The sequence below is a fragment of the Mesorhizobium sp. M0296 genome (genome assembly GCF_040321675.1).
Classification (GTDB): Bacteria; Pseudomonadota; Alphaproteobacteria; order Rhizobiales; family Rhizobiaceae; genus Mesorhizobium.
Window position 1 is genome coordinate 319,024 of the sequence record NZ_JAMYRZ010000001.1, and the last position, 11,928, is coordinate 330,951.

The window sequence follows — 11,928 nt, forward strand, 5'->3', positions numbered from 1 at the left end:
GCGCAAATGAGTGGGAAGGCTGGGCCGTGCGATGCCCTTCCTCCAACCTATGCTAGTAGCCATAGCCGCGCGCCATCGCCGCCGCGAACACCGGGATCAATAGGAAGATCAATGCCTCGGTGCGGACATAGGTGCGAACGGACGTTAGCTGCGCCGCAGGCACCTGGAAGCCGGGATTGGCGACTACCTTCCTGTTCCAGGACAGGAAACGGATGGTCGGGATAATCGACAACAGGCCGACAATGGCGAAAGCGGCCATCTTTGCCCAGAACATCCAATTGTAGACGTAGAATTCCCAGCCCTTCAGACCATAGACGACGCGGCCGATGCCGGCGACGATGATTAGCATGGCGATGATGCCGTAGTGGCGATCGATGCCGACAAGCCGCTTCAGCGTCGCGGCGGACAAGTCGCTGCGGATCAGGACGAACTCGGCGCCGATGATGCCTGCCAGCGAAAACACCAGCAGATGATGGAAGATGGCAAGCACAAGGTCGGTGGTGTCCATGCTGTTCCCCTCTGTCGGACGGCAGCGCCGAAACCCAACGCGCCTGAACCAGTACTGGAGAAAAACTAACACCGCCTGGCAGGATTCACATCAGCCTGGAAGATGATCTACACAGCCTTGGCTCTTGTTTTTCGCAACGGATTTGGATTTCCCGTCTCGGGCGTGTCGCTGTCCCCACTTTTGGAAGACCTGCATTAGGCACCGGCAACACAACCGAGACATGATCATGGCCAGTCCGCATACAATTGTCGCCCCAGTGATTGAGACCTCGCGCACGGTCCTGCGGCCGCACCGGCTTGACGATTTCGACGCCTATGTCGCAATGTGGGCCGATCCCGTCGTCACCCGCTTTATCGGCGGCAAGCCACGCACGCGGGAGGAAAGCTGGATGCGCTTCCTGCGGCATGCCGGCCTGTGGTCGCTTCTGGGCTACGGCTTCTGGGCGATCGAGGAAAAGGCGACCGGCCGCTTCATCGGCGAGGCCGGCTTTCACGATCTGAAACGCGACATGACGCCGTCGATCGAGGGCATTCCGGAGGCCGGCTGGGCTCTGGTTTCGGGCGTGCATGGCCAGGGGTTGGCCAGCGAAGTCGTCGCACGGGTGCTTGCCTGGGGCGACGAGACGTTCGGCGCCGCGAAGGCCGTCTGCATCATCGATCCGGAAAACACCGGATCGCTGAACGTCGCGGCAAAATGTGGTTATGGCGAAGTGCTGCGAACCGTCTACCAAGGCAAGCCGACCATCCTGCTGGAGCGGCAACCCTGACGGATGCTGTTTGGCACTGCCTGCCACGTCGTCTTCGGGCGTCCGGTTCGCCAGCCTGAAAATCGCGCAGGCCGATTGCCGCATGCGGAGTGTTCTGTCTTTGACAGGAGGACGCAAACTCTGCATGAATTTTGTCGAGCGGGTCTGAAGTCAGGCCACGTTTCTGGCAGGCACCGGAGGAGGTGTCGCGATTTGGAGGAATCCCATGCTGAACAGACGCCGATTCTTGATGAGCACCGCGGCAGCAGGTGCTGCCGGACTCGCGCAATCGCATTTTATCCCCGCCTTCGCGCAGGACGCGCCGCAGCTGCAGATTTTCGTGCCAGCGGCGCCAGGCGGCGGCTGGGACCAGACGGCGCGCGCCATGGACCAGGTGCTGCGCAGCGAAAAACTGATCTCCGGCTCGCAGATCACCAATGTCGGCGGCGCCGGCGGTACTGTCGGCCTGCCGCAATTCGTCAACCAGTGGAAGGGCAAGGGCAATGCGCTGATGGTGGCTGGCATGGTCATGGTCGGCGCGATCATCGCCAACAAGGCGGCTAACAACCTTACCGAGGTCACGCCAATCGCCCGCCTTACTGGCGAGTTTGAGGCGCTTGTGGTGCCGGCCGCCTCGCCATTCAAGACTGCGGCCGACTTTGTTGCCGCCCTCAAAGCCGACCCGACGCAGGTTCCGGTCGCCGGCGGTTCGGCTGGCGGCTCGGACCACATCTTGTTCGGCCTCATCGCCAAGACCGTCGGTGTTCCGGCCACCAATCTCTCCTATGTGCCGTTTGCCGGCGGTGGCGAGGCGCTCTCGGCGCTGCTCGGCAACCAGGTCGCGGCCGGCATCTCCGGCTATGGCGAGTTCGCCGAACAGGTCAAGGCGGGTGCGCTGCGGCTGCTGGCCATCTCCGCAGATAAACGCCAGGAGGGAATCGATGCGCCGACGATGAAGGAAGCCGGCATCGATGTCGAGCTGTTCAACTGGCGCGGCGTCTTCGCACCGCCCGGCGTCTCGGACGCCGACAAGGCAGCAATGATCAAGCTGATCGAGACCATGGCCAAGAGCGACGCCTGGGCCACCGAATGCAAGAACCGCAACTGGACGCAGATCCTGCTCACCGGTGACGATTATACGAAATTCGTCGCCGAAGACACGGCCCGCATCGGGACGATACTCAAGGACCTCGGCCTGGCGTGATGCTCTCGGCAAGGGGCGGCCTGCGCCAACCCTTGCCGACTTTCGCCAGCCGCATGGACATACGCGGCGCCGGAGGTGAAACTACGCCGAGATCGGCCGAGTGAGACCGGTCTAAGGAGAACCGGCCCCAAGGGACCGACATTGGGAGGACGATGATGAGCACCAGCGACCAGCCGGCGCCGCCGCGCCTTGCAGTGCCCGAACTGCTGATCGGCGTCGGGCTCCTCGCCTGTGCCGGTGCGGTTGCCTGGCAGACGCTGGCAATCCCGGTGTCGCCGCTCTATTCCAAGGTCGGTCCGACCGTCTTTCCCTACATCACCATGACCGGGATGGTGATCCTGTCGCTGCTGCTCATCATTGCCGCCTTGCGGGGCGGCTGGCAGCCGGAGGACGAAAAGGAGACGCCGACCGACTGGAAGGCGATGGGCATCGCTGCCCTCGGACTGATCGCCAACCTCGTGCTGATCCAGCCGCTCGGCTTTACCGCTGCATCTGTCGTCATGTTCGTTCTCATCTGCCACGGTTTCGGCAGCCGGCGTCCGCTGCGTGACGTGCTGCTCGGGCTGATCCTGGCGCTGGCCGCCTATTTCGGCTTTGCCAGGGCGCTTGGCGTCAATATCGGCGCCGGCTTCATCGAAAACCAGCTGAACGCGATCGTCGATTCGGTCGTTGCCATGCTGAGGGGCTGACGCCATGGAAACGCTCGGCCATCTCGCGCACGGATTTTCGGTCGCCTTCTCGCCGATCAATCTCATATGGTGCCTGGTCGGCACCACGCTGGGGACTGCGATCGGCGTGCTGCCCGGCCTCGGGCCGGCACTGACCATCGCGCTGCTGTTGCCGATCACCTACCAGGTGGCACCGGAGGCGTCGTTCATCCTGTTTGCCGGCATCTACTACGGCGCCATGTATGGCGGCTCGACGACATCGATCCTGCTCAACACGCCTGGCGAAAGCGCCACCATCGTCACCGCGCTGGAAGGCAACCGGATGGCCCGCTCCGGCCGCGGCGGTGCGGCCCTGGCAACCTCGGCGATCGGCTCCTTCGTCGCTGGCACGCTGGGCACGATCGGCGTTGCCTTCCTGGCGCCGATCGTCGTCAAATTCGCGCTGGCCTTCGGCCCGGCCGAATATTTCTCGCTGATGGTGCTGGCTTTCATGACGGTTTCGGCAGTGCTCGGCTCGTCGTCGGTGCGCGGCCTGACCAGCCTGTTCGTCGGCTTCGTTGTTGGCATGATAGGCGTCGACCTGCAGACGGGGCAGCCGCGCTTCACCTTCGGCACGAGCGAATTGCTCGACGGCGTCGACGTCATCGTCGTCGCCGTTGGCCTGTTCGCCGTTGGCGAGACGCTTTACATGGCCTCGCGCCGCTATGCCGGCAAGGACGATATCGTGCCGTTGAAGGGCTCGCTCTACATGACCGCAGCCGAATGGGCGCGCTCGTGGAAGCCATGGCTGCGCGGTGCCCTGATCGGCTTCCCGATCGGTGCCATGCCGGCCGGCGGCGCCGAAATCCCGACCTTCCTGTCCTATGCGATCGAGAAGAAACTCTCCAGACACAAGGAGGAGTTCGGCACCGTCGGCGCCATCGAGGGCGTTGCCGGGCCGGAGGCCGCCAACAATGCATCCGCGGCCGGCGTGCTGGTGCCGATGCTGACGCTCGGCCTGCCGACCTCGGCGACGGCCGCGATCATGCTGTCGGCATTCCAGAGCTACGGCATCAATCCCGGGCCGCTGCTGCTGACGACACAGGCCGACCTGGTGTGGGGGCTGATCGCCAGCCTGTTCATCGCCAATGTCATCCTCGTCGTCCTCAACCTGCCGCTGATCGGGCTTTGGGTGCGATTGCTGAAGATCCCGGCGCCGCAGCTCTATGCCGGCATCCTGGTGTTCGCCACGGTCGGCACCTACGGCATCTCGCAATCGCCGATCGACCTCGTCATCCTCTATCTGCTCGGTGCCGCCGGCTTCCTGATGCGGCGTTTCGATTTCCCGACCGCGCCGGTCATCATCGGCATGATTCTCGGGCCGCTTGCGGAAACGCAGTTCCGCCGCGCGATGACCATCTCGAACGGCGATTGGACGGTGTTCTACAAGCATCCGCTGTCGCTGACGCTGCTGACGCTGGCCTTCATCGGGCTGGTTGGACCGCATATCTGGGCCTACATCGAGCACAGGCGCATGCGTGGACCGGAGCACGTGCCGGGCGATGCCTGAGCTGTTCGTGACGTCATGACAGACCTGCTTTCCGGCATCCGCGTTCTCGACCTGACCAATGTACTGGCCGGCCCCTATTGCGCCTACCAGCTGGCGTTGCTCGGGGCCGACGTCATCAAGGTCGAGACGCCGCAAGGCGGTGATCTGGCGCGCCAGCTCGGCGCCTCTCCGGAGCTCAACCGGGCGGGCATGGGCGCTTCGTTCCTGGCGCAGAATGCCGGCAAACGCTCGGTGGCGCTCGATCTCAAGCAGGAGGCCGACCGCGAACGCTTCCTCGATCTGGTCGCTTCGGCCGACGCGCTGGTCGAGAATTTCCGCCCCGGCGTGATGAACCGGCTGGGGCTTGGCCATGCCAGGCTGAAGGAGGTCCGGCCAAGCCTTGTCTACTGTGCGATATCGGGCTTCGGCCAGACCGGGCCGATGCGCGACAATCCAGCCTACGACCAGATCATCCAGGGTCTTTCCGGCATCATGAGCATCACCGGTACACCGGAAACGGCGCCGCTGCGTGTCGGCTATCCCGTCGCCGATACGCTTGGCGGGCTGGTCGGAGCCTTCGCCATTACCGCCGCACTGGTCAAGCAGAAGACGACTGGCGAGGGCGCGTTCCTCGACGTGTCGATGCTCGAATGCACGCTTTCTGCGCTCGGCTGGCCGGTGTCGAACTATCTGACGGCGGACGTCGAGCCGCAGCCGATGGGCAATGAAAACATGACGGCCGCACCGTCTGGCGCGTTTCGCACCGGCGACGGCTTGCTCAACATCGCCGCTAACAAGCAGGAGCAGTTCGTCGCGCTCTGCCGATTGATCGGCCGGCCGGAGCTGGCCTCGGATGTCCGCTTTGCCGAGCGCGAAACGCGCAAGCAGAACCGGATCGCATTGAAAGCGCTGATCGAGGACGCCCTGGCGAGCGGCTCTGCCGCCGCCTGGGAGGAGACGTTCAATCGCGCCGGCGTGCCGGCCGGCCGGGTGCTGACGATCCCGCAGGTCCTGCAGGAGCAACAGGTGGTCGAGCGCGGCATGACGGCACGCTTCCAGGCTGTGTCCGGGATGGCCAGGCCGCTGACCGTGGTGCGCGGCGGCTTCATGGTCGATGGCGAGGCACCTTTGCCGAGCAGGCCGCCGCCGGGGCTCGGCGAGCATATGGACGAGGTTTTTGCCGGCCTGCCGCCGCGTGCCAGGAAAAGAGCGAAGGCATGAGCGGAACGCAAAACAAGACTGGTCGCGGACGCGGCGAGGAATGGTGGCAGACCGGCATCATCGAGATGCGCCCCGGCGTCATCCGGCTGCGCGGCTATGAAATCCAGGATCTGATCGGCCGCGTCAGCTTTCCGGCAATGATCTGGCTGATGCTGCGCGGCGAACTGCCAAGCGAGGAGCAGGCGGCGCTGCTTGGCATCGCGCTGGGTGCTGCCGTCGACCACGGGCCGCAGGCGCCGTCGATCGCCATCGCCCGTATGGCGATCACCTGCGGCGTCGGCATCAACAGCGCCATGGCATCAGCCGTCAACGTGCTTGGCGATGTGCATGGCGGCGCCGGCGAACAGGCGCTTTCCTTCTACGGAGACATCGCTGCCGAACTGGACGCCGGCATGCCGCTTGCGGACGCCGTGTCGGCGCGGCTCGATCGTTTCCTTGCCGGGGAAAACGGCTATGTGCCCGGGCTCGGCCATCGTTTCCATCCGGTCGACCCGCGGGCGCCCCGCCTCATCGAGCTAACCCACGACTTTGCCGCGCGCGGCATCGTCAGCGGGCGCTTCGCCGACATCGCCGAGGCGATCGAGGCCGAGGTGGCGCGGCGCAAGGGCAAAAAAATCCCCCTCAATATCGACGGCGCCACGGCCGTCATCTACGGCGAGCTCGGCTTTCCGCCGCCGCTGACGCGCGGCCTTTTCGTGCTGTCGCGCTCGGTCGGTATCCTCGCACATGCGTGGGAACAGTCGCAGGAAAGCGACCGCAACAAGGGGCCGCTGCCGCGCGAATGGCTGTGGGCCTATGCCGGCACGCCGGCGCGGCCTCTGCCCGAGGAAGACGATGGCAGTCAGTGAGGCATCGGTTCAAGAGACGGCGGCGGCGGGCGCTGGAATCAATTCCATCCCGACACAGTCGGGACAGGCCTCCATCTTCTATTGAGCGGGATCTTTTCCGAACGCCGGACTCTGCTTTTTGGGATTATGCTCCAGCTCGGCAATCCTGATGTTCCTCACCAGCGCCGAAAGATCCGGCTCGTCGATGAGCAACGCCGCGTCGGCTGGTGCCAGCCATGCCCGCTGCCGCCTCCTGGCTTCCTGCCAGTCGGCAAGTTCCTCGGTTACTTCCAGCAAATAGACGACGACGTCGACACGGACGAAGCGGTTTGCCAGCCGCTTCCAGTAGCAATAGGTGCCGGCCGGTTGTTTCAGTGTCTTGCCGAGAACGCCGGCTTCTTCCTGTGCTTCGACAGTGGCCGCCTTGCGGCCGCTCTTGCCCTTCATCGGCCAGCCCTTCGGCACGATGAAGCGCCTCGTCGTTCGCGATGTGACCAGCATCACCTCGACATCGCCATGCTCGTTCAGCCGAAAGGGAATCGCCGCGACCTGGCGAACCCCGTCGCCCTTCCTTGCCTTGCGTACAACCTTCTTCTTGCTGGCTGCCATTCGATAATCCAGTCGAATCGGTGCCCAGACGGCAAGGGCAGCGTTGCAAACTCGCCCGCTTTCAATGGGGCGCAAGCGGAACGGTTTCCACAATATATAAGTCGGCTAAATAAATGGAAAGGGCCGGTCGTCAGCGGCAGGTGCTGACAAAGCCGCTCCCCGACGGCAGCAACTGGCAAGTTGGCCTCATCTGCGGCACCTCCTGCCGTTGCGGTGTTGGGATTTGGCGATCCTGGGCACGGTACTGCTGTTGCTGCTGCTGGTATTGCTGCCGCCGCAGCCTGTTCTCCAACATCTGCAACTGGTCCTGCTGGATCAACACGTTGCGGTCGGCGGGACTGACGACCTGTGCCGATGCAGCAGGATTTACGCCCGACAGCATCGCCGCGGTCAGCATTGCCGACCCTAAAAACGTCAATAGACGAAGCCGTGACATCCATTCATTCCCGCACAAAACCGATCTTTCCTTAATATAGGGCTTTTGTCCGGCGACACCATGGCCGCCGCTGATTTGAAGCGGATTGGAAGAGGCATTTCGGCTTCGGATGCTCGTCGCGTCAATCGATTTCGCGCAGCCGGTATCCAACGCCGGTCTCGGTGGTGATATAGCGGGGCTGGTCGGGCGTTTTTTCGATCTTTTGCCTGATCTGCCGGACGTAGACTCTGAGATATTGAACGTCGGTGGAATCGCCCCAGACCTGCTTCAGCAGGAACTGGTGGGTGAGAACCTTGCCGGCGTGCTGCACCAAGGTGCGAAGAATGTCGTATTCCTTCGGCGAGAGCTTTATCTCCTTGTCCTCGACCTTGACGACGCGCTTCACCAGATCGACGGAGAGGTCGCCGGTCTGGAACACCGGTCTCTCACCCTGCTGCTGAAACTTGTGGCGAAGCGCTACGCGGATGCGTGCGACAAGCTCGTTCATACCGAACGGCTTGGTGACATAGTCGTCGGCGCCGAGTTCGAGGGCGGACACGATGCCGGCCTCATCAGTGCGGCTGGAAAGAATAACCACGGGAATGTCCAGGCCATCATCCCGCCATTTGCGCAGCAAATCATGGCCGCTCATGCCGGGGAGGCCGAGATCGAGCAGCACAAGGTCCGGCTTTTCCGTCTCGATGAGTTCAATCGCCGCCCTGGCGTTCGGCGCCTCGCTGATCGCATAGCCTTGGCTGCCAAGCCCGACGCGAAGCAGTTTCCGGATCGGCGGTTCGTCGTCGACCACCAATATCCTGACGTCCAGGCTCGTCATGCCAGATCGTCCATATTTTGATGGCCCGTCTCGGGTTCGCCGAGATTGGGCAGTTCCGCCGGCACCAGTTGCATCTTGATCGTGAAAACCGCCCCCGAGCGGTCGGACCTGTTTGCCGCCAAGAGCGTCCCGCCCATCGCTTCGACGAAGCCGCGGCAAATCGACAGGCCGAGCCCCGTGCCGGCACGCACCTGGTCACCCTTGCGCACACGGTAGAAAGTGTCGAAAACGCGCTCTAGATCCGCTGGCGGAATGCCTGGTCCCTCATCCATGATCTGCAGGATGACGAAGCCGTTGTCGGCCCAGGCTTGCAGGCGGATCGTCGAACCTGGCGGCGCGTATTTTGCAGCATTGTCGAGGAGGTTGAACAGCACCTGTTCGAACAGAACGGGGTCGACCCGCAACATCGGCAGATCCGATGGAATGTCGATCTCGGTCTTATGCTCGCCGACGATTTTGCGGGCCCGATACAGAGCTGAACCGACAATGTCGCCGAGATAGTGAAACGCATAGTTCGGCTCCATCGTGCCGGATTCGATCTTGGTCATATCGAGCAGATTGGCGATGAAGCGGTTAAGCCTCTCCGCTTCATCGAGCACGGTCGACAGCAGTTCCGCCCGGTCCTGCTCGGGAAGCGCGGCCTCGAAGTCCCTGAGTGTTCCGGCCGCGCCCATGATGGCGGCAAGCGGCGTTTTCAAATCGTGGGAAATGGAGGTGAGCAAGGCTGAGCGCAGACGGTCTGCCTCGGCCGCAAGCTTGGCCCGGTCAACATCGGCGACGAGCTGGATGCGCTCGATGGCGACCGCCGCCTGGTCGGCGAGCGCATCGAGCAGACGCTGCTGCTCGGGTGTCAGCAGCGGACCTTGCTTGTCGTTGTCGAGGCCGACAACGCCTACCGCCGTGCGTCCGGTCCGCAAGGGCAGATAGAGGCGCTTTGCTCCGGGCAGCGTGTCGGCGCCGCGCCCGGCGGCGCGGTTATGCTCCCAGGCCCAGCGGGCTGCTGCGATGTCGGCCTCGGCCAGCGTGTCGTCGGGTGGGTAGCCGGCTTTGACCGCAATTGTGCCGTTCTCCGGCAGAAGCAGCACCACGCGCAGCTTCAGCATCGAGGCGATCTGGAAGGCAGTCGCCCAGAGAACGTCATCAAGCGTCCCAGCGCCGGCGAGCTTCTTTGAGAAGAGATAAATATCTTCCGTGGCGCGTGCCCGCGAGCGCGCAGCGACCGCCTGACGCTGCACGCGCGCTGTTAGATTGCTGGCAATGACCGCAACAACCAGGAAGACAGCCAGCGCAACGATGCTCTCCGGATCCTCGATCGTCAGCGTGTAGCGTGGTTCCAGGAAGAAATAGTTGAAGGCAATGGCGCTGATGAGGCAGGCATACAAAGCCGGCCAGAGACCGCCGGTCACCGCCGACGTCAGGACCCCAATGAGAAAGATGATCGCCAGATTGCGGACGTCGAGAAACTGGTCGAGAAGGACGGCGAAGGCGAGCGAGCCAACAACATAGGCCGTGGCCATGAGATAGGGCCAGATCTCGAACTGCCACTGCTCGTCCGCCGCCTTGACGGTCCTCGACGTCGCCTCGGCGTTGCGTTCGCTTCCCGAAATGACATGGACGCTGATGTCGCCGGCATTGCGGATGAGATCGTAAGTGAGCGAGCCTTCGATCAATTCCCGCCAGCGCGATCGGGTCGGCCTGCCGATCACGATATGGGTGAAGTTGTTCGCCGTCGCATGCCGAACGATGTCTTGCGCGACGTTCTGACCCGGAATGGTCGTCACCTCGGCACCGAGCTGCTCGGCAAGGCGCAGCTGCGTCGCCAGCCGATCCTTGTCCTCCTCGGGCATGGCAGCTGAACGAGGGGTATCGACATGAAGCGCCGTCCAAGGGGCGCGGAGCCGGTCGGCCAACCTCCGCGCATAACGTACACGGGCCGCCCCGCCCGGACGCGCATCGACGCAGACGAGAACCCTTTCCCCCGCCGCCCAAGGCCCGGGTATCGCGTGGGCCTGCATGTGGGTCAGCAACTGCTCGTCGACCCGCTGGGCAGTGCGGCGGAGCGCCAATTCCCGGAGCGCCGTCAGATTGCCCGGCGAGAAATAGTTCTCGATGGCGCGCTGGGCGGTGCTGGGGATGTAGACCTTGCCTTCCTCAAGCCGCTTGATCAGATCGTCGGGGGTGAGGTCGATGATCTCGATGTCGTCGGCCTGGTCGATTATGGAGTCGGGGACAGTTTCCCGCACCCTGACGCGGGTGATCTGCGCCACGACATCGTTCAGGCTCTCGACGTGCTGGATATTCAGCGTCGTGTAGACATCGATGCCGTGCGTCAGGATTTCCTGGACGTCGAGATAGCGCTTGGGGTGACGGCTGCCGGCGACGTTGGTGTGGGCGAGTTCGTCGACCAGAACTAGCGCCGGGTGCCGGGCGAGGATGGCGTCGAGATTCATCTCCTCAAGGATCCGCCCCTTGTAATCGATCTCAAGGCGAGGAATGACCTCGTAGCCTTCGACGAGCGTCTGGGTTTCCTTGCGGCCGTGCGTCTCGACGATGCCGATCACCACGTCGACCCCGTCGGCCAGCCTGGCGCGGCCCGACATCAGCATCTCGTAGGTCTTGCCGACACCGGGGGCGGCGCCGAGAAATATCCTCAGGCGACCGCGCTCCTCCCGCTCGGCATGCTCGAGCAGCGCGTCGGGAGAGGGCCTGGTTTCGGCGGTGCGGCTGTCGTCTGGCATAAGGGTCAATCATGAACGGCGCCGGCTTCGGTGTCGATCCCGGCGCCGGTCCTTCACTGTTTCATCGCATCGTCCAGCGCAAGGTTGAGGGCCAGCACATTGACCACCGCCTCGCCGATGAACCCCAATTCGCGATCTTCGACATGGCTGTCGACAAGCGATTTGATCCTGGATTCATCGACGCCCCTGGCCTTGGCCACCCTGGCAACCTGAAAATAGGCCGCATCTGGGCTGATATGCGGATCGAGGCCGCTGCCGGACGTGGTGACCAGATTCATCGGTACCGGCTGGCTCGGGTTTTCGACTCTCAGCTTTTCGGCGTCGCTCTTGATCCTGTCGATGAGCTTCGGGTTGGTCGGGCCGAGATTCGAGCCGCCCGAGGCGGCGGCATTGTAGCCGTCGCCGGCAGCCGACGGGCGGCCATGGAAGTAGCGGTCGCTTTCGAAAGCCTGGCCGATCAGCTCGGAACCGACGAGCTTGCCGTCCTTCTCGATCAGGCTGCCATTGGCCTGGCGCGAAAACAGCGCCTGGGCAATGCCGGTCATGCCGATCGGATAGACCAAACCCGTCAGAATGGTGAAGAAGACGATCATGACGATCGCGGGCCTGATTTGATTGAGCATCGACGTG

12 protein-coding genes are annotated in these 11,928 nt (G+C 63.4%); 6 read left to right on the plus strand and 6 right to left on the minus strand.

Annotation, left to right across the window (positions count from 1 at the left end; all coding sequences use genetic code 11):
• Positions 1–52: 52 nt before the first annotated feature.
• Positions 53–508, minus strand: a complete 456-nt coding sequence (locus tag NKI97_RS01600; RefSeq protein WP_352832350.1) for a DUF2214 family protein — start codon at positions 506–508, stop codon at positions 53–55.
• A 226-nt stretch (positions 509–734) separates the two neighbouring features.
• Between NKI97_RS01600 and NKI97_RS01605 the strand changes: the two genes are divergently transcribed.
• The 6 genes from NKI97_RS01605 (at position 735) to NKI97_RS01630 (ending at position 6,722) form a co-directional block, all read left to right on the plus strand.
• Positions 735–1,274, plus strand: a complete 540-nt coding sequence (locus NKI97_RS01605; protein ID WP_352832353.1) for a GNAT family N-acetyltransferase — start codon at positions 735–737, stop codon at positions 1,272–1,274.
• A gap of 205 nt (positions 1,275–1,479) precedes the next feature.
• The gene (locus NKI97_RS01610) at positions 1,480–2,457 is read left to right on the plus strand and encodes a Bug family tripartite tricarboxylate transporter substrate binding protein (protein WP_352448305.1); all 978 of its coding nucleotides are present in this window, start codon (positions 1,480–1,482) and stop codon (positions 2,455–2,457) included.
• A gap of 155 nt (positions 2,458–2,612) precedes the next feature.
• Positions 2,613–3,146: a tripartite tricarboxylate transporter TctB family protein gene (locus NKI97_RS01615; protein ID WP_352448304.1), complete on the plus strand. Its 534-nt coding sequence runs from the start codon at positions 2,613–2,615 to the stop codon at positions 3,144–3,146.
• Positions 3,147–3,150: 4 nt separating this feature from the next.
• Entirely contained in the window at positions 3,151–4,674 is a 1,524-nt protein-coding gene (locus tag NKI97_RS01620; protein WP_352832356.1) for a tripartite tricarboxylate transporter permease, read from the plus strand.
• Positions 4,675–4,689: 15 nt separating this feature from the next.
• Positions 4,690–5,874 carry a CaiB/BaiF CoA transferase family protein gene (locus NKI97_RS01625; protein ID WP_352448302.1) on the plus strand — a complete coding sequence of 395 codons (1,185 nt, stop codon included), beginning with the start codon at positions 4,690–4,692 and terminating at the stop codon, positions 5,872–5,874.
• Positions 5,871–6,722, plus strand: a complete 852-nt coding sequence (locus NKI97_RS01630; protein WP_352448301.1) for a citryl-CoA lyase — start codon at positions 5,871–5,873, stop codon at positions 6,720–6,722. The genes NKI97_RS01625 and NKI97_RS01630 overlap by 4 nt, the downstream gene beginning before the upstream one ends.
• A 78-nt stretch (positions 6,723–6,800) precedes the next feature.
• On the opposite strand, the gene NKI97_RS01635 is transcribed toward NKI97_RS01630, so the two are convergent.
• The 5 genes from NKI97_RS01635 to kdpC all read right to left on the minus strand — a co-directional run bounded on the left by NKI97_RS01635 (position 6,801) and on the right by kdpC (position 11,921).
• The gene (locus NKI97_RS01635; protein ID WP_352832359.1) at positions 6,801–7,310 is read right to left on the minus strand and encodes an NUDIX hydrolase; all 510 of its coding nucleotides are present in this window, start codon (positions 7,308–7,310) and stop codon (positions 6,801–6,803) included.
• Between the two features lie 130 nt (positions 7,311–7,440).
• Complete coding sequence (locus tag NKI97_RS01640; RefSeq protein WP_352568207.1) at positions 7,441–7,896, minus strand: hypothetical protein; 456 nt, start codon at positions 7,894–7,896, stop codon at positions 7,441–7,443.
• Positions 7,868–8,560, minus strand: coding sequence for a response regulator transcription factor (locus tag NKI97_RS01645; RefSeq protein ID WP_352454001.1), 693 nt, complete (start codon positions 8,558–8,560; stop codon positions 7,868–7,870). Before NKI97_RS01645 ends, NKI97_RS01640 begins: the two co-directional genes overlap by 29 nt.
• Positions 8,557–11,298: a DUF4118 domain-containing protein gene (locus NKI97_RS01650; RefSeq protein WP_352832361.1), complete on the minus strand. Its 2,742-nt coding sequence runs from the start codon at positions 11,296–11,298 to the stop codon at positions 8,557–8,559. The genes NKI97_RS01645 and NKI97_RS01650 overlap by 4 nt, the downstream gene beginning before the upstream one ends.
• A gap of 53 nt (positions 11,299–11,351) precedes the next feature.
• Positions 11,352–11,921: a potassium-transporting ATPase subunit KdpC gene (gene kdpC / locus NKI97_RS01655; protein ID WP_352702993.1), complete on the minus strand. Its 570-nt coding sequence runs from the start codon at positions 11,919–11,921 to the stop codon at positions 11,352–11,354.
• Between the last annotated feature and the right edge of the window lie 7 nt (positions 11,922–11,928).